General features: G+C 56.3%; 15 protein-coding genes. 1 reads left to right on the forward strand and 14 read right to left on the reverse strand.

What is annotated here, in order from left to right; genetic code table 11:
* Positions 1–75: 75 nt before the first annotated feature.
* The 10 genes from BK667_RS08785 to BK667_RS08835 all read right to left on the reverse strand — a co-directional run bounded on the left by BK667_RS08785 (position 76) and on the right by BK667_RS08835 (position 12157).
* Positions 76–462 (reverse strand): hypothetical protein, encoded by a 387-nt coding sequence (locus BK667_RS08785; protein WP_123597369.1) that lies wholly within the window; start codon positions 460–462, stop codon positions 76–78.
* Positions 463–986: 524 nt separating this feature from the next.
* The gene (locus tag BK667_RS08795; protein WP_123597370.1) at positions 987–1280 is read right to left on the reverse strand and encodes a hypothetical protein; all 294 of its coding nucleotides are present in this window, start codon (positions 1278–1280) and stop codon (positions 987–989) included.
* On the reverse strand, positions 1280–1609 hold the full coding sequence (locus tag BK667_RS33935; protein ID WP_375539165.1) for an HYD1 signature containing ADP-ribosyltransferase family protein: 330 nt from the start codon (positions 1607–1609) through the stop codon (positions 1280–1282). Before BK667_RS33935 ends, BK667_RS08795 begins: the two co-directional genes overlap by 1 nt.
* A 126-nt stretch (positions 1610–1735) precedes the next feature.
* Entirely contained in the window at positions 1736–1957 is a 222-nt protein-coding gene (locus BK667_RS08805; protein ID WP_123597371.1) for a hypothetical protein, read from the reverse strand.
* 552 nt (positions 1958–2509) lie between these two features.
* Positions 2510–2938, reverse strand: a complete 429-nt coding sequence (locus BK667_RS08810; protein ID WP_123597372.1) for an SMI1/KNR4 family protein — start codon at positions 2936–2938, stop codon at positions 2510–2512.
* A 15-nt stretch (positions 2939–2953) separates the two neighbouring features.
* Positions 2954–7813 carry an RHS repeat-associated core domain-containing protein gene (locus BK667_RS08815; RefSeq protein WP_259697976.1) on the reverse strand — a complete coding sequence of 1620 codons (4860 nt, stop codon included), beginning with the start codon at positions 7811–7813 and terminating at the stop codon, positions 2954–2956.
* On the reverse strand, positions 7810–8595 hold the full coding sequence (locus BK667_RS08820; protein WP_375539166.1) for a DUF4123 domain-containing protein: 786 nt from the start codon (positions 8593–8595) through the stop codon (positions 7810–7812). Before BK667_RS08820 ends, BK667_RS08815 begins: the two co-directional genes overlap by 4 nt.
* On the reverse strand, positions 8540–10582 hold the full coding sequence (locus BK667_RS08825) for a type VI secretion system Vgr family protein (RefSeq protein WP_123597374.1): 2043 nt from the start codon (positions 10580–10582) through the stop codon (positions 8540–8542). The genes BK667_RS08820 and BK667_RS08825 overlap by 56 nt, the downstream gene beginning before the upstream one ends.
* Before the next feature lie 131 nt (positions 10583–10713).
* The gene (locus BK667_RS08830; RefSeq protein ID WP_054051032.1) at positions 10714–11229 is read right to left on the reverse strand and encodes an Hcp family type VI secretion system effector; all 516 of its coding nucleotides are present in this window, start codon (positions 11227–11229) and stop codon (positions 10714–10716) included.
* A 406-nt stretch (positions 11230–11635) separates the two neighbouring features.
* Complete coding sequence (locus tag BK667_RS08835; protein ID WP_123513451.1) at positions 11636–12157, reverse strand: Hcp family type VI secretion system effector; 522 nt, start codon at positions 12155–12157, stop codon at positions 11636–11638.
* A gap of 445 nt (positions 12158–12602) precedes the next feature.
* Here BK667_RS08835 and BK667_RS08840 point away from each other — a divergent pair, with 445 nt between their 5' ends.
* Positions 12603–13283 carry a type 1 glutamine amidotransferase domain-containing protein gene (locus BK667_RS08840; RefSeq protein WP_123597375.1) on the forward strand — a complete coding sequence of 227 codons (681 nt, stop codon included), beginning with the start codon at positions 12603–12605 and terminating at the stop codon, positions 13281–13283.
* A gap of 67 nt (positions 13284–13350) precedes the next feature.
* On the opposite strand, the gene hglS is transcribed toward BK667_RS08840, so the two are convergent.
* The 4 genes from hglS to glcD form a co-directional block, all read right to left on the reverse strand.
* Positions 13351–14733 (reverse strand): 2-oxoadipate dioxygenase/decarboxylase HglS, encoded by a 1383-nt coding sequence (gene hglS, locus BK667_RS08845; protein ID WP_123597376.1) that lies wholly within the window; start codon positions 14731–14733, stop codon positions 13351–13353.
* A gap of 88 nt (positions 14734–14821) precedes the next feature.
* On the reverse strand, positions 14822–16042 hold the full coding sequence (gene glcF / locus BK667_RS08850; protein ID WP_123513458.1) for a glycolate oxidase subunit GlcF: 1221 nt from the start codon (positions 16040–16042) through the stop codon (positions 14822–14824).
* 1 nt (position 16043) lies between these two features.
* Positions 16044–17093 (reverse strand): glycolate oxidase subunit GlcE, encoded by a 1050-nt coding sequence (gene glcE, locus BK667_RS08855; protein ID WP_123597377.1) that lies wholly within the window; start codon positions 17091–17093, stop codon positions 16044–16046.
* Entirely contained in the window at positions 17093–18592 is a 1500-nt protein-coding gene (gene glcD, locus BK667_RS08860) for a glycolate oxidase subunit GlcD (protein WP_123597378.1), read from the reverse strand. The genes glcE and glcD overlap by 1 nt, the downstream gene beginning before the upstream one ends.
* Positions 18593–18641: the final 49 nt, after the last annotated feature.

Below are 18641 nucleotides of genomic sequence, written 5' to 3' on the forward strand. Positions count from 1 at the left end.
TGCTTTTCTTTGCTATTTTTGTCTCTTTTATTTCGTTGGCATAGCAACGCGTCGATGCGGCACTTTAATAGCGTGTTAGATATTCGTCCCATATAGCGACGTTTCCCCAGCAGTTAGGTCAACGAAAAAAGGTAGTGGGTGATTTTTTTTGTCGACAGAAATTAGCGTGATCGAGCTTCCTATTCTTAATGCGCTACAACCATCATCTTCGATCGCGATTATTTCGGCGGTGATGCTTAGCTCTTTCGATAGGTATCCTATTGAGGGTGACGTTTTATCAGAGAGTTTGATGTTGTCACCCCAAACAAAATTGTCGTCGATACTTAGCTCGATATCATGCGTCTGGTTTTCTTGTAAGTCTGATCCAACAAAAAAAGATAATCCTATCCCATAAGGACTAGAAAATTCTACATAAGCACCGAGATCGGTTAGCTCGATGATTTTTAGTATCGCTATCTTCATCTATTTAGTACCTAAAGGGACGCGGACAACAGTATTGTCAACATTCATAACGTTGTTCGTTAGGTCAAGCGTCCATGTCTCTTCATGATAGTGATGTTTGTTCGGCTTGCTGTTCATTTCGTGAGCTCCATACCGAATGCTTCTTTTCCCATCAGCAGAAACCAATCGGTCATTATCTGGAAGCCCCGTTCGTGGATGGGTATTGGTATACGGACCTTCACCTAAAAACTCATGCCATTTTCCTATGGCATCCTGTGGTTTTACCGGTTTGTTCGCATAAACCTCGTTATGGTAGCCCTGTCCTGAGTGTAGAAAATAAATCTGTCCCCTTTTTTTCTTTTTTTCTATCCGACAATAAGGCTCTGGCTGATTTTGGCCAAATGAACCAGTCGGACGCCTCCAATAAACCAGGGGCGATTCACTTCCTTTAACTGAAGATATTCATAGTGCAAAAAGGGGACAGATTTATTTTCGAGTGTAGAAAATAAATCTGTCCCCTTTTTTTCTCGTTCTGTCTGTGTTTTTTATTGGGGTTTCCAGAACTCAATATTTTCCATCCGTCTTTCGATATCGTCCATTTCATCAGGGCCAAGTGAGTTGTCGAAATTTTCGCTCAGGATTCGCCGTACTTTGGCAAGTTTTTGGGTGACTTTCTCATTGTCGATAAACTCGGTGGTGGCACGTTGGTAGTCCTCCGTTGGTTTGTCGCTGTAAAAGCTGCCCATCTTGTGCAAGGAAATTAAAATGAACTCTATCTCGGCCAACGCTTCTAGCAAAGAATCACCAGGTATTACGATTTTCTTATTTGTTTCTAACATTATTTTCTTCTCATGAAAGTTGGATTTTCTAGCTTTACATTTCCTTTGATAGTTAGTTCCATCGTGCCATATCTTGGGTTCTTGACCCATTCTAGTTGGGATTTTGGCACATCTGTCTCGATGTAGTCTCGACCCCGACCTCTTCCTATTTGATATTTTTCTTCAGCAGTGAGCTGGTTTTGCGCTTTCTTGCTAGCAGGCTCAACATAAACTCGGTTGTTATCTTGAGAAAAAAAGGGGACAGATTTATTTTCGCAGGACGAGACAGTGTAGAGAAATAAATCTGTCCCTCTTTTTTCTACGGTCGTACGCCTAGTGTGATTGCGCACGGCCAGACCAACTGGCCGCTGCAATAGTTCGCAAAATAAGACCCAGCTCTAGCTGGGTCTTTTATGCTGTAAGTTTCGCCTACAGAGCCTCCTTCCTGGACGGTAGTCTTAAGGGCGGAGGGTGCTTCATCCATACATGTACAAAAGGTCGTCGATCAGTTCAAGCTCCTGTTGTGTGTACTGAGCTTTGTTGTACCGCCTGATGTCCTCAAGCACACCTCTGATAGGAACTTGTCGAGTAGGGTCTTGAACAATTTCAATCAGGCGGTCGTAATCCGGATCACGTCCCTTGAGGTATTTTTCAATTAGTTCTTTGAGCGCTACGCGCGTTTCTAGATCGGTCAGCACTGTTACTTCTCCGGCAAAATCGTGACTTCATCCACTTTGATAACAGTGGGATTACCCGATTTGCAAAAAAAAGGGGACAGATTTATTTTCGTGTAGAAAAATAAATCTGTCCCTTTTTTCTATTGTCTCATTTTGGAAATTACCACCGTGCCACCTGTAAAGATGCTCATCTCTCGTCGCTGGATAGATATTGAAAGACTTGTCAGCCAGCTGTGGGTAGAAAATAAATCTGTCCCCTTTTTTTGCCGTGACCGGCTTGCTGGGCGATGCACTCTCAATGGCAGGGTTAGGTACCTGCTAGCTCCGGTTCTTTAGAGTGTAGTGGCTGACCGAAAACTACCCTAGTAAAGGCTGATCTACCGACTGAAAACTGACCTAAGTGTTCAACTTTTTCCATTCCGCTTTCGAACAAGAGGACACAAGGCATAAAATCTGCCTTCAGCAACCCACCCTAGATCAAATTGCAATAAGCAGAGTGGGTTAGCTTTCGATCGGCATCTACAAGTATGCAAAACCGAAGCGAGGATTTGCGTGACAATTTTGTTCCTCCCTCTATTCACTCCACAAATTAACAAATTCGTCAAAATCACTAGCAACAAAGTAAGTGCTACCAGAACTCGGATCAAAAATTTCAACAGCTATTGAAGGCACTTTAAAGTTCAGGCAAACCAGATATCCACCTGCATCCCTTGCTATAGGGACCATTCCGTTGGGAAGCCCTGGGGGGGTTCCCGCACCTAAGTACCATGAAATGGTATATGGAGTTGCATCCGGCGAGAACGAAAAGAACTCACTTATACAGGTACCTTCGTTCCCATACGGGAATGACGATACTTCTGGAGAGGCTTCGTCGGAATACTTGACCAAGTCCAAGTATGACTCTGGAAAAGCTACGCCAAGTAATTTTTGTACTTGGGTAATCGTGTTGCCGTTCACTGAGGAACCTTGTTCAATCCCAAAAGAGCTCCAGTCGAATTTCATGTCAGACTCCCGTATTTATTTTTTTCCATCTGCAAATCCCCCTTTGTTTCCAGGATGAAATAGCTTCTGCCAAAGAGCATTCCACTGAGGGCCTTTTGATTGTTCATGTTGATAGCGCCATACCAGCTGGAGTGTATCTGTTCCCGGTACGTGATGCCATGTGACTTCTTTGCCAGGGCTAATGCCTTTGGTAGGGATCTTGGTGCCCTTCACACGCCTGAATCCTGGCACCATGGTTTCCATGATTTTATTGAAATCAGCATCGGTATCGGCGGTTTTTAAAAGGCTTTCATTTGCAACCTTAAAGTGTTCTGCGCGATTTGGAACAGATAGCACATCTGGGCCAATTTTGGTCTCGTACAAAACGCTATAAGCATGGGGGTCTAATGGTGTTGCCATACCACTTAAAGCTTCGTCGCGGTTTAACGCTGGCGGATCCTCCGCCCCCTTAATACTAGGCTTACAACCCGGAGCCCCAGGGCACTGATCCAACCCCAACGGATCAACCCATGCAGTGGGGTTGTGTACATATTGGTAGTTGTTCAATCCCCCTGCGAGCTTGATCGGATCCGGCGTCAAAAACCGCCCTATGCCTGGATTGTAGTAGCGATGCCGGTTGTAATGTAAACCCGACTCTGCATCGAAGTACTGGCCCTGAAAGCGCAAGGGGTTGTCGATTTCGGCGACGTCGAGGGTCGCGAGGTTGCCATAAGCGCGATACTTCGCTGACCACATGATCTCGCCGCTGTAGTCCGTGAGTTCCTGTGGCGTGCCGAGATGGTCGAGTTGGTAGTAAAACGGCTCGGCTTTTAGTGGTCCTTCGCCGTCGAGCATCGCGAGGGGACGGAATGTGCCGGGCTCGTAGATGTAACTGCGATAGCGGTTTTCTGCGCTTTCGGCAATGAGACGTTCGCCTTGCCACAGGAATTCCGTGATTTGGCCATCGACGGTTTTGGCGATTCGGCGGCCAAAAGCGTCGTACTTGTAGCTTGCAACACTACCGCCGGGGAGGCTGACGCCGACCAATCGATGCTGGCAGTCGTAACGATATTCGGTGACGAGTTTCTGGCCCGTGCCGCGGCTTTCGCGGATCTGATTGCCGTAGGCGTCGTAGTCGTAATGACGGTCGCCTTGCATCAGCAGGCGGTTGCCTTTGATGTTGGCCAAATTCGCAGTTGGTTGGCTGCCCTGGCCTAAAAGGTTACCTGCTGGATCGTGCGCGAAGCTTTCCGGAGTGATGCCGCGGACGTTGATCAGCCGATCGAGCGGGTCGTAGTGGTAGCTGCGGTTGCCTTTGCGGCTGTCATCGATGCCGGCGAGGTTGCCATTGGCATCGTAGGCGTATCGGCGCTGGAACAGGTTGCGATCCTGTTGGCTAACACTGTGGGCTTGCAGGCGACCTTGCTCGTCATACTGGTATTGACTGAGCAAAAGTCCTTGTTGGCGCTGCTGCTCGCGACCGGCGCTGAACTGGTGGGTGGTCAGGCGCGAGCCGTTGAGCTCAATGCTGCTTAGGCGGCCGCCGGCTTGGTGGTGATAGTCGAGTTTGCTGCCATCGGGTAGGCGGCAGTGGCTCAACTGGCCAAGTTTGTCGTACTCGTAACGCAGCGTACCCCAACCCTGGTGTTCTGTGATCAGGCGGTTTTGCCGGTCGTACTCGTAGGCGAGGGGCCAGTGCCCATCGTCGATGTTTACCAAGCGACCAAGGGCGTCGTAGCTGTAATGAATCTCTTCACCATCAGCCAGAGTTTTCACCAGCAACCGGCCAGTGGCGTCACGTTTGAACTCAGTAATCAGCTCACTGCCGTCGTCGCCGAATTCGATTTTCTTTAACAACTGACCGTTGAGGTCATACTCATAGGCGGTGCGACGACCATCGAAGCCGGTTTCCTGCTGTATCAGTCCATTTGAGTAGTAATCGAGGTGGTAGCGTTCGCCCCGTTCGTTTTCGATTTCGCTAAGGAGCAGTCGCGAGTTGTCGTAGTGATAGCGCAGCTGGCTGCCATCCGGGTTGATACGACGGCTGACCAAGTGCAGATTGTCGGCATATTCGTAGCGAATGACGCGCCCTAGCTCATCGCGTTCGGCAGTAACTTTGCCGTAGGCGTTGTAGGTGAAGGCGCGAGTGGCGCCGCCGGGTAGGGTTGTGCGCGCAAGGCGGCTGGCAGCATCCCATTGATAATGGGTTATCGCGCCGTTCTCATCCTGACGAGTGATCAGCCGACCTAATACGTCGTAGCGATATTTGCGCTGGCCGCCGTCGGGAAGGTGTTCTTCGAGCAATTGCCCGAGATTATTCCAGCCTAGCTGATGGCGACTGCCATCCGGGTGGCGGATCTCCAGCAAACGTCCTTGGCGATTGTAACTGTAGTGAGTTGAGTTGCCGTTCGGATCGACTTGTTCGGTGATGTCGCCCTGATCGTTGCGCCAGTAAGTCCACTTTGCCGGGCCACGGTTCACAACACGGACAAAACCTCGGTAGTACTCATAAGTGGTGGCGACGTCTTCCGGAGGAATTACCGCAACCAGGCGACCGGCTTCGTTGTACTTGTATTCGGTAATTGCGCCAAGTGGATCTTTTTCGGCGATCAGGCGACCTTTGTCGTCGTAGGCCTTGAGGTGCTCCGCACCGTCCGGATCAACTTTGGCGACCAGTCGCGCCTTATCGTCGTGGGTGTAGACCTCTTCGCTGCCGTCAGCATTGGTAACCGTGACGCTGCCTTTGTCATCCCAGGCGTAGTGCGCGTCCATTTGCGAGAAGCTTGCCCAGTGATGGATGCATCGCGCCGATTTACCTTCTTTTTCCCATTCCCAGTAGAAACTGGCGCCGCCAGCGAGTTGCCGCTCAAGAATGACATTCTGGTCGTTGTAGGCATAACGCTCGGCTTCGCCCGCAGCGTTTTTGGCTTCGATCAGGTGGTGCTGAGCGTCATAGCTATAGGTGACTAGGGTCTGGACACTGCTCCAGCCATCTTCCAGATTGTCCGCAGGGCTGAACTGCTGATAATCGACGGCGATGATGTGTTTGCGGTCATAACGAAGGAACAGACCACGACCGGCACCGTTGTCGACGCGTTTGATCCGACCGTGAATATCACGGGTGATATACAGGCGATTGCCATAGTCGTCGCTGATCGCGATCAGCGTGGCGCCCTTGCTGTTGTAGCGAAAGTGGTAGAACAGCGTACGTTCGTCGGCCTGAGTGAGGATCAGTTCGGAAGGATCGTCACCGATGAAAATCGCTGCTTCGGAGAGCATATTGGTGATTGCTGGGCGCTGCACACTGGGTAATGGGAACGTAGTGACGCGATTTTCGTGGTCGATCCAAACGACTTCGTCGTCCTTGATTTCAACCCGTTGTGCCAAAGCATGGCTCCATCCGTAACCGAGACCGCAATCGATTTCCGCGGCACTGGTGCGGTAGAGGCGCGTCCAGCTGAACGGCAGCGGTCCACCGAGCTCACCATCGGTAAGGGTCAGCAGCTCTTCTCCTGTAACCATGGAAACAGGGCAGTTGTTGGTGCAGGTTTTCTTGGCGCAGGTGGTGCTTTTGTCGTCCGGTGTTTTGGACTGAGTCGAAACGTCGTCCAGCTTCTCCTTTGGTTGAAGGCTGGTTTGCTGCTCTGCCTTTTTTCGAGGAAACGAAGCAGCGTCTTTCACTTCTTGCTTCGGTGTATCTGTGGTTTTTGGAACCTGACTTTTAGATCCGTTGGCCGCAGCTTCATCGATTTTTAGCGCCGCCGTTTTAGCCGACTTCATCGGCACGTTATTGGCGCTGGCAATCAACGGCTTCGACACTTCGGCGTGCGTTGGCAGGCTGTGCTTGCTGCTCAACGTCGTCAGTTTCGCCGCTAGCTCTTCAAGATATTTAATCGCTGTACCGGTTTTGGCCGTGGAGAGGGCTTTAGTCCCCACCCGAACTGCGAGCCCAACCCCGCCAGTGAGGCAGATGCCCATTACCACGTTGATCAGGAATTCCGATGCCATGGCGCTCACCACGTCGACGATGACCTGCGGCGGCAACATGCCGACCCACGCCACTATCGCCGAAACGTAGATGAACATCAGCGGTTCGTCACTAAGGATCAAAAGGCCTGAGGCAAGCGATTCCTTGGATGCAGCATAAATCTTCTCAATGTCGGCATCCGACAGGAAGTTGCGAAGTCTTTTGAGGTTTTCCTCTATTTCAGGGTTCGCGAGCAGTTCGAACAGGCTTTTAATGTCATCCCACAGCCTGAGTAGGGCTTTCTCAAAGCCTTCCATCGCTTGTTTCAATAGGATAACGGAACGGCCCAAGCGATCAGCAGCGGAGTAGCTGGCCCACTGTGGCTGAAACTTGCCTGCCCATTCACTTTGCAACCAGCCATTGAGATTTCCGATGACACCCTGGTAAGAGTCATAGAGCGCTTTGACATTACTTTGGGATACGTTTGGGAAAAAGGTGATGCGATACATCTGGCCTTTCTTGCAGCCGTCGATAACCTTGATGCCGCTGGGGCCGATTGTTGTTTCAATGACAGGACCAGTTACTTCGTCGTAGAAGGTGCCTTTGGTTACCGGCTCAAGGCGTACGGGCGTGTTACCGATAGGCACGAAGCGCGCCGACTCGAACATGTGGATCAACGTGAAGTCGCCTACCAACGGGCAGGTGGCATAGGTTTCAACCGGTCCCGTCTTGGTCTTACGCTTGGTGACGCTCACTTCGTTGCCGACCTTGAAGGTCTGATCCACATCCAGCGCCCAGCCGGTCCAGAAACCATCGGCCCAGTCTTTGTAGTCACTCAGGCAATTATTGAAGTCCTTGAGAATCAGGCTCACGTCCGGGGTTTTGGCGTCCAGCACGCGCAGGACCAAATTACCAATGGGATCAATCATGACGTGACTTCCTTTGTCAGCTCAGCAGCCAGACGCTCTGCCATATCTTCTGTATTGGATTGTTGGCGCACGAAGCGCTCGACCTTGTGGCGCAGATTTCTTTCGGGGAAGGCGAAGAACAACTCCGGGCAGTCCTCTGCCAACCACTGCATCAAGTTTTCGACGACGGTGGTGTGGTCTTTCTCGGCCAGCGTGTCGACTAATGCCTGTGGAACTTCCCACCAAGGCCACTTCTTCGGCGGTGGCACGCCCCTCGGTCCCACGTCCAGTGCCTGGCCATTGATCAGGTAGCGGTCGAACACTGGCAAAACTTCACCAGCCCCGGCACCGAGTCCGTCAAGAATCGGAAAAATATGCCGCCCATCCCAGAACCGAAAAAACACCTCGGTTCCGTCAGGCATGAACACCTGAGTCAAACTGCGAAGATGTTCAAACACGACGTCCGGGGTGCTGGAGGACACCGCCAGCCAACCCCAATCCTGGGCATCTGTTTCGGCAATCCACTGAAGAAAACCAGCGTTGGGTTTTAGTTCGGCAAGGTAGGGCATGACGGGCTGCCAATCGGCGTAAGGCGTGCCGCTCCAGATTGGAGTCAACTCCGGGGCCATGTCCTGTTGGTAAAAGGCCTTGAGCGGTTCGGCATCACTGGCGGCGCTAATGACCAAATAGAGGCGCTCACCCGCTTGTAACGGTCGCTCGGCAAGCCATGCCTGCGGGGTCAAAAGATCAGATCGCACAAGCACCTGCCTTGCATTTTTCACACTCTTCACAAAACGGCGCATTGCGCTTCAACGTATTGATCTGCGCCGGGGTCAGTACCTGGCCAGCGGTGTCGGCGTCGGCCTGTTTCAGCACGCCGGGCATCAACGGTGCCGCGCCAGTCCCATTCCCCGGGCTGCCCCCGGAGTTCATGTTGATCACCGGCCCGCTCAGCGTCACGCCGCTGCCGTCGATCTTGATGAAGCTGCCGCCGCCCTTGAGGGTCAGTTCGCTGCCGGCTTCGAGCACGACTTTCATGCCGCTGCTCAGGTGGATTTCCTGGCCGGCTTCGATGAATTGGCCGGTGCCGACCTTGATGTGCTGGTTCACGCCGACGGTGAGGTGGTCGTTGGCGCGGGTTTCGACTTTGCGGTCGGCGTAGACGGTGTGGTGTTCTTCGGCTTTGAATTCGCTGTAGCTGTTTTGCTCGACGGTGTCGTGGCGTTCGTTGCCGACGCGGATTTTCTGGTCGTGTTCGACGTTTTCGTCCCAGTCGCGCTGGGCGTGCAGGAAGATTTGTTCCTGGCCCTTTTTGTCTTCGATGCGCAGTTCGTTGTAACCGCCGCCACCGGGGGAGCTCAGGGTCTTGAAGGTGCTGCGGGTTTTGTTCGCCGGCAGGTCGTACGGGACGACGTTTTCCTTGTGGTACAGGCAGCCGCTGATCAGCGGTTGGTCGGGGTCGCCTTCAAGGAATGACACCAGCACTTCCATGCCGATGCGCGGGATGGCGATGCCGCCATAGTGGGCGCCGGCCCAGGCGGAGGAGACGCGCAGCCAGCAGCTGGTCTTGTCGTCGGCCTGGCCTTCACGGTCCCAGTGGAATTGCACTTTGACGCGGCCGTACTGGTCGCAGTGGATTTCTTCACCTTTGGGACCGGTGACCACGGCGCTCTGGCTGCCGAGGATTCGCGGTTTGGGGTGGTTCAGCGGCGGGCGGTTCGGCACGTCCCAGGGCGTGGCCTGGAAGCGGTTGCGATAGCCTTGATGGAAGTCATCCTTCAACGCGGTGGTGTTGCTGGTCACCGATTCTTCCAACACTTGCGGCTGTTTGCCTTCGTGGAGGATTTCGGTGAGCAGCCACAGGTCGTTCCATTTGGCTTTCGGGTGTTGGGTCAGGGCCAGGAAGTGGCCGCTGACCAGGATCGGCTGGTCGCTGCGGCCTTCGGCCAGCTGGAAGTCGCTGCGGTGCCGTTCGAGGGCGCGTTTGGCCAAATGCTTGCCGCGCTCGCGGTCGATGAAGCGACCGGGGTAGTCGTAGTCTTCGAGGTCGGGCAGGGCATCGCCGCGGTTTTCGCTTTCCAGCGTCAGGCGTGGTTTTTCGAAGTCGTAGTCGCGGCGGGTGGTGCGGCTGGTGCGGGTTTCCAGGCGCAGGTCGAAGCGCTTGATCACCGGGTCGTTGGCGACCATGCCGGAGTCCTGCTGATAGGCCACTGGCGCGAGTTTCGGGAACACTGTCTGGTCATCGCCGAACACCAGTTTGTGGGCCGTGGCGCTGTGCTGGAAGTGGTAGTGAATACCTTCTTCCTCGCACAGGCGCTGGATGAACTGCAGGTCCGACTCATCGTATTGAACGCAGTAGATGCGCTCGGGATAAGTCGCCCCTACCTTGAATTCGTAGGCGTTGCTTTGGATGCCATGCTCTTCGAGGACCATGCCGACGATTTTCGGCACGCTGAGGTTCTGGAAGATGCGTTGGTTGATGCGGTGCGCGAGGTAGGACAGTTGCGGGCGCAGGGTCACCGCGTAGCGGGTCAGGCGTTTGCCGGAATCACCCTGGGCGGCGCGATAGATCTGGCCATGAATGCCGCTGCCGTCAGGCGAGAGCTGCAAAAAGGCCGGTTTGTGCAGTAGGGTCTCGAGGTCCAGGGACGGCTGTTCACTGACCAGATCCACCTCAAACACAAAAGGCTGGCTGATGGCTTCCCGACCTTGCAGGGCAAGCACCTGGAGATCGTTATCCAGACCTTCGATAGTCAGGGCAAAGTGAGTCTGATTGGCCGGCGCGAACATCCCTTGTTCCTCGTGCTGTGCAGCGGCGTTCGCCAAGACCTGAATAAGGAACCGGCAGACGCAAAATTCTGGAAAGGCGTAAACAACATCGACCAGCAGAGCTGGCCGATGCGTGTAGCGGTCAGCCGCGATTAAGCGACTGGCTGACGCCAGTCATCGGAACCCGAAGTACCGGATACTTCGTGGGTCCAGGTGATTTTGCGGTAGGTGAACTGTACTTCTTCCAGGTGCGTGAAGTGGGAGTTCGACGGATCCTGGCAGTTGTGCATTTTGTTGTTGATGGCGACGATGATCGCGTCTTCCAGTTTGGTGGTGTAGTAGTGCTCTTGGGTACCTTGAGCCGAAGTGCGGTACCACTGGATAACGATTTCGCTCATGCGCTCGCCGGAGGTCAGAGCAGCTTGCAGCAGTGGCGAAGCCTTGTCGTAGACCTTGGTGATCACAACTGGCTTGTGAACGCGCTGACCGGTTGGTTGGCCGGACTGTGGGTCACGCGGGATGATCACGTCGTGGCTGAAAGCCTGAACCATGACCTGGTCTTCGTGACCTTCTTGATAAGTGTTGCCAACCGAGTCGGCGGTGAATGCGCCGGCAGTGATCAGACCTTGTTTCTCGCCAGTGACGGACATGTACGCTGGAGTAGCCATGGATGTGCTCCTTGCTGAAAAATTTAGGGTGCCCGGGAGGCGGTATCGCCCGGTGGGTGCCAGAGGTATATCAAACTTTGTGCCAACAATAAAAAAACAAATTAAATCAAGTTGTTATGCGGGCTATGTGTGAAATTTCCCCCGTTCCTTGTAGGAAAAATCACCAATGTGCGCAAGAAGTTGCGCAGTGGTGCGCAACTTCTTGCGCACTGCGCTGGAGGCCGTGGTATTCAGCGTCTCCAGCAGGTTGAGCGTTCATTCTGGCGAATCAACTGCGCAACTTCTTGCACATCAAGGCCATGAGCCATCACTGCAGGGTTTCAGCAAGTTCTTTCTACGACTGTTGTGGTGCAGCTTGCCGAAATGCCTGCAGAGCCGGTCGATACTCGAAGCGATTGTGCCGAACTCAAGCAGCCGCCACCGGAGCACGCCAGTCATCGGAACCCGTGGTATTGGATACCTCATGGGTCCAGGTGATTTTGCGGTAAGTGAAATGCACGTCCTCCAGGTGGGTGAAATGCGCGTGCGCCGGGTCCTGGCAGTTGTGCATGTAGTCCTTGATGTTGACGATGATCGCGTCTTCAAGGGTGGTGGTGTAGTAGTGCTCCTGGGTGCCTTGGGCAGAGGTTCGATACCACTTGATCTCAACTGTGGTCATGCGTTCGCCCGACGTCAGCGCGGCCATCAGCAGGGGGGAGGCCTTGTCGAATACTTTGGTGATCACAACGGGATTGTTCACGCGCTGGCCGGTTGGCTGACCTGACTGCGGGTCTCGCGGGATGATGACGTTGTGGTTGAAAGCCTGAACCATGACCTCGTTTTCGTGACCTTCCTGATAGGTATTGCCGACAGAGTCAGGGGTGTAGGCGTTTTCGGTGATGTTGCCGGACTTTTCCCCAATGACGGACATGTACGCTGGTGTAGCCATGGTTGCTCCTTTTTGAATTACATATTAGAGCCCGAGAGGCGGTGCCCTCTGAGGGTGTCCAAGGCATGGCAAGGTGCGTGCCAAGATAAAAAAACACAGTTAAATCATGGTGTTGCGTGATCTTGTTGTGTGTTTTTAAACGGCCGTCAGAGGATTGGCAGGAAATGTGTGCAAGAAGTTGCGCACCCTTGTGCAACTTCTTGCGCACCGGGCTGGAGGCATTGCTGCATCAGGCATCCAGCGCAACGTGTGGTTAATTCTTGGCGGGAATTGCGCAAACTCTTGCGCATCAAGGCCATCGGCCACTAACGGGTCGTGCAATCGGATAGTTAACGGGACCATTCAGCGTCTTCGGTGAACAAACCAGCGTGCCGGTTGGTCAGCTTCACAGACCCTGGTGCGCCGTTGAGCGCATGATCAATCCCTGATATCAAGTGAGAACGACATGAAAATCCTGATGGTTCTAACGTCCCACGATCAATTGGGAAACACCGGTAAGAAAACCGGCTTCTGGCTGGAAGAATTCGCCGCGCCGTATTACACGTTCAAGGACGCCGGCGCTCAGTTGACCCTGGCTTCACCCAAGGGCGGCCAGCCACCGCTGGACCCGAAAAGCGACGAGCCAGACGCGCAAACTGCCGCCACCGATCGCTTCCACAAGGACTCGGCTGCGCAATCCGCACTGGCATCCACGGTGGTGCTGAGCAGCGTCAAGGCTGAAGATTTCGATGCCGTGTTCTACCCCGGCGGCCATGGCCCACTCTGGGACCTGGCAGAAGACAAGCATTCCATCGCGCTGATCGAGGCGATTTACAAGGCCGGCAAACCGGTTGCGACCGTTTGCCATGCGCCAGGTGTGTTACGGCATGTGAAGGATGCGGATGGTCAGCCGTTGGTCAAAGGCAAGCGGGTGACCGGGTTCAGTAATAGCGAAGAAGAGGCCGTGCAGTTGACCGATGTGGTGCCGTTTTTGGTGGAGGATGAGTTGAAGGCCAAGGGCGGGATTTATTCGAAAGGCGAGGATTGGGCGAGCTATGTGACGACGGATGGGTTGTTGCTGAGCGGGCAGAATCCGGCGTCTTCAGAGGCGACGGCTGAGGCGTTGTTGGCGAAGTTGAAAATGTAGGAGCCGAGCTTGCTCGCGATGGCGATCTCAAGGGCGCCATCGCCGGCAAGCCGTGCTCCTACAGGTTTTATCCGCGCTTAAGTGCTGTCAGACACTCCTCAATCGACCGCTGTTGCGTCTCGGCATACAACCCCAACTCATCAATCGTTTTGCGCCCCAGCGCTTGCTCGAACGCCTGCTGATTCGAGTGCACGCCGTAGTGCGTTTGCGCCGCATCCCCCAGGTTCGACTGGAAAATCCCCGCCGCACTCACCGGTAAAAAGTCCTCGTAAACCAGCGGTTCAACCCGCACGTACCCGGCGCTAAGCAAATCCTCAAGCGCCACGCCGTCCAACCCATCCGCCGCCAAACCTTTTTCCGTCACGAAGTAACGAAAGTACGCCAGTTCCTGTCGGCGCATGCCCTCAAGCGTGTCAGGGAATTCGCCAAAGTGTTGGGCCATTAATTCGTTGTAGCGCGCGGCATTGGCTTCATTCGGGAAATCCTTCAATTCATCCCGGGCCGCATTGAGCAGACGATCGTAAAGCGCCCGGCCTTTGGGCGTGAGGGCAGCGCCCCGTTGCTCGATTTCACCGAAACGGGCGCTGTGGCTGCCGCGCGTCTGGTCTTGATCGGTGAAGGCGATCGGCTCGTCCAGCGCTTTGAAACTGGTCTGGCGCAGCAGGACCGGGCACTGGCGGCGCGGTGGGCCTTCGATCACAGCTTTGGGGGTGATGCCGTGGGCGGGCATTTGCGCCTGGACGATATCGATGTCCAGGGTGCGCGGGGTCAGGTGATTGATGTGCGGCCCTTTGAAGGCCACGACGTCGGCGATCAGTCGATGCTGGGCGCTGAGTTGCTGATACTGCGCGGCAGTGACGGTGGCGCTGTGGTGCCAGCGGAAGGTTTCCAGGGCTTGTTCGACGAAGTCCCAGGCTTGCTTTTCCGTGAGCCCGCCCTGGTTTTCGGCTTGCTCGATCAACACCCGCGCGGTCGGGGTGAAGATCGAGCGTTTATCCAGCACCGATTGGGCAAACGCCCGCAGTTCCGGATCTTCAATCAGCTCCAGGCGCAGCAGCGAGGTGAACACCCGGAACGGACTGACCTGCAACGCCGCTTCATGCACCGCGCGAAACGCCGTGGAATGCACCGGCACGCCCGCCGGGGTCAGGTCGTAATAACCCACCGGTTGCATGCCCATCACCGCGAACAGGCGGGCCAGGGTCGCCAGTTCGGTGGCGGTGCCGACGCGGATCGCGCCGTGGCGTTCCAGGTCCAGGCGCTGGATTTCGCCGGTGCTTTCGAGCTGACGGACAATCTGTGGATCGCTGGCCAGCACATGGCGGTTGGTTTGCTCCACCAGTTCCATCAGCGCGCCGTACAGCGGCACTTCTTCGCGGTACATGTCGGACATCGCTTTGGAGAAGCGTTGGCGGATCAGGTCGGGGCTGACGAAGTCGGGGTGGCTCATGAAAAAAATTCCTGGCGCGGTGACAGAGAGGATGGGGGAAAAGATCGCAGCCTTCTGCGGCGCCGACAAACGAAGATTCCTACGGACTTCATTCTCCCAGCGACTGGTCCACCAGTTCGATCCAGTGCCGGACCGGGGTTCGCCCGGCGCTGGCGAGGTGACTCTGGCAGCCGATATTGGCGGTGACGATCAGGGACGGCTGGCCGCTTTCCAGGGCGTTGAGCTTGTTGTCCCGCAGTTGCCGGGCCAGTTCCGGTTGGGTCAGAGAGTAAGTGCCGGCCGAACCACAACATAAATGACTGTCGGGAACTGCCGTGAGATTGAAGCCCAATCGGGTCAACACCGCTTCCACCGCACCACCGAGTTTCTGCGCGTGCTGCAAGGTGCAGGGGCAATGGAAGGCGATGCGTTGGTCAGTGGCGGCGCAGACTCGCTCCAGCGGTTCATCGGCCAACACTTGCACCAGATCCAGCGCCAGCGCACTGACCCGCAACGCCTTGGCCGCATACGCCGGATCGTCCTCCAGCAAATGCCCGTAATCCTTGATGAACGCGCCGCAACCGCTGGCGGTTTGCACAATGGCTTCGGCGCCGTTTTCCAGGTGCGGCCACCAGGCGTCGATATTGTGCCGGGCGCGGTCCAGCCCTTTGGCCTGAGCGTCGAGGTGATAATCCAGCGCACCGCAGCAGCCGGCCTCAGGCGCCGGGATGACGCTGATCCCCAATCGATCCAGCACCCGCGCCGTGGCGGCGTTGGTGTTGGGCGACAGGCCGGGTTGTACGCAACCTTCGAGCATCAATACGCGCCGCGAATGCCGAGGGGCAGGGCGCTCGCCGGTGGCGGGCAAGTCGTGGGGCAGCTTCGCTTCAACATTGCGTGGCAATAACGGACGGAACGTCGCGCCGATCCGCAGCAGCGATTTGAACAGGTTCGGATTCGGCGCCAAGGCCCGCAACCCTTCGCGCAACAGCCGCTGACCCATCGGACGCGGCACCGCTTGATCGACCACCGCCCGACCAATGTCGAACAGGTTGTGATAATCGACCCCGGACGGGCAGGTGGTTTCGCAGTTGCGGCACGACAGGCAACGGTCCAGGTGCAGTTGGGTTTTCGCCGTGGCGGGGGCGCCTTCCAGCACTTGTTTGATCAAATAAATCCGCCCGCGCGGACCGTCCAGTTCGTCCCCCAGCAGTTGATAGGTCGGGCAGGTGGCGTTGCAGAATCCACAATGCACGCAGGTGCGCAGGATCTTCTCCGCTTCTTCGGCTCGCGGGAGTTTGCGCGACTGTTCGCTGAGGGTGGTTTGCATGCTAGAACTCCGCGTACATCCGGCCAGGGTTGAACAGCCCTTGCGGGTCCAGTTGCGCCTTGAGTTGCCGGTGGTAGCGCAGCAGCGCCGGGGCCAGCGGCTGGAACGGTGTGTCGCTGACGCCGTGACTGAAACAGGTGGCATGGCCGCCCAGCTCATGGGCCAACGATTGAATGTTACTGGCCTCGGATTTCAACCAGCGTTGCGCGCCGGCCCAGTCGATCAGTTGCTCGCCGGGCAACGACAAAGGTCCGAGATTGTTGGGCAGCGATAGCCGCCACAAAGGCATGCCTTCATCGAAAAACCCTGACTGTTGTTCGTTCAACGAAGCCCAATATCCCGAATCCAGCGGCTCGCCGCCCAGCCGTTGATGGGCGGCCGTCACCGAACCTTCGCCACCCTCCAGCCGCAGAAACAGGCGCTGACCATCATGGCTCGCAGCGCTGGTCGGCAACGGTTGCTGACCCCATTCGGCGAGTTTGACCAAAGCCCGGGCGCTGTCGATTTCCAGGCTGATGCTCAGGCATTGCCGGGGTTTTGGCAGCACTTTGAGCGAGACTTCCGTCAGTACGCCGAGGCAGCCATAACTGCCCACCAGCAAGCGTGACAGGTCATAACCGGCGACGTTTTTCATCACCTCGCCGCCGAAGCGCAGGTGTTTGCCCAGGCCGGTGATCACTCGGGTGCCGAGGACAAAATCCCGCACCGAACCCGACCACGGCCGCCGTGGCCCGGACAGTCCTGCAGCGATCATCCCGCCAACCGTGGCGCCTTCGCCGAACGACGGCGGCTCGCAGGGCAGCATTTGTCCCTTGGCATCGAGCGCTGCCAGCAGTTCGCTCAACGGCGTGCCGGCGCGAACGCTGACCACCAGTTCCGTCGGGTCATAGCTGACGATGCCGCGATGAGCGCGGGTATCGAGCACTTCCCCGGCCACCTCGCGGCCGAGAAATGCCTTGCTGTTGCTGCCCTGGATCCGCAGCGGCGTGGCGTTCTCCCGGGCCTGGTTGACCTGGGCGAGCAACGCTTCGCTGGCATCGAAGTCCGCCATCAGAAACGCTCCAGTTCAGGAAACGGCAATTGCCCGGCGTGGATGTGCATCGCGCCGAATTCTGCGCAGCGATGCAGGGTCGGGATGTTTTTGCCGGGGTTGAGCAGCCCCTGCGGGTCGAATGCGGCTTTTACCGCGTGAAACAGGGTCAACTCGTCGCTGTTGAATTGCGCGCACATCTGATTGATTTTCTCCCGGCCCACGCCGTGTTCGCCGGTGATGCTGCCGCCGACCTTCACGCACAGTTCGAGGATCTGCCCGCCCAACGCTTCAGCCCGGGCCAGTTCGCCGGGTTGATTGGCGTCGAACAGGATCAGCGGGTGCATGTTGCCGTCGCCGGCATGAAATACGTTGGCCACTCGCAGGCCATGTTCGGCGCCGAGGCGGGCGATGCCTTCCAGTACGCCGGGCAATTCACGGCGAGGAATGGTGCCGTCCATGCAGTAGTAATCCGGCGACAGGCGACCGATCGCCGGGAAGGCATTTTTGCGTCCGGCCCAGAAGCGCACGCGTTCGGCTTCGTCCCGGGCCTGGCGCACTTCGCTGGCGCCGGCCTGTTGCATCACTTCGCGCACCCGTTGGCAGTCGTCATGGACATCGGCTTCGACGCCGTCCAATTCACACAGCAGAATCGCCTCGGCGTCCACCGGGTAGTCAGCGTGGATGAAGTCCTCGGCGGCGCGAATGGCCAGGTTGTCCATCATTTCCAGGCCTCCGGGGATGATCCCGGCGGCGATGATGTCGGCGACGGCGCGACCGGCCTTTTCCACCGAATCGAAACTCGCCAGCAAGACCTTGGCGACCTGGGGTTTGGGCAGCAATTTGACCGTGACTTCGGTGATGATCCCGAGCAAGCCTTCAGACCCGGTGAACAATGCCAGCAGGTCGAAACCCGGTGAGTCGAGGGCTTCGGAGCCCAGGGTCAGGCGCTCGCCTTCGACCGTGAGCACTTCCAGTTTCAGCAGGTTGTGCACGGTCAGGCCGTACTTGAGGCAATGCACGCCGCCAGCGTTTTCCGCGACGTTGCCGCCGATGGAACAGGCGATTTGTGACGATGGGTCCGGCGCGTAATACAGGCCGAACGGCGCCGCAGCTTGGGAGATCGCCAGGTTGCGTACCCCTGGCTGGACCCTTGCGGTGCGGGCGGCGGGGTCGATGTGCAGGATATTGTTGAAGCGCGCCATCACCAGCAGCACGCCTTTTTCCAATGGCAAGGCACCGCCGGACAACCCGGTGCCGGCCCCGCGAGCGACCACCGGAACGTGTTGGGCATGACAGATTTCGAGGAGTTTTTGCACCTGCTCCAGACGCCGGGGCAGGGCCACCAGCATTGGCGTGGTGCGGTAGGCGGAGAGGCCGTCGCACTCGTAGGGCTTGAGTTCCTCTTCGCGCCACAGCAAATCCAGGTCGGGAACTTGCTGGTGCAGCAGGTTGAGCAGGGCGGCTTTGTCCACGTCGGGCAGGGCGCCGTCGATGCGTTCGTCATAAAGAATGTTCATCGCGATGATCCTTTAGTCACCCTGTACTTTTGTGGCGAGGGGGCAAGCC

The sequence above is a fragment of the Pseudomonas frederiksbergensis genome (genome assembly GCF_003732705.1).
Classification (GTDB): Bacteria; Pseudomonadota; Gammaproteobacteria; order Pseudomonadales; family Pseudomonadaceae; genus Aquipseudomonas; species Aquipseudomonas frederiksbergensis_F.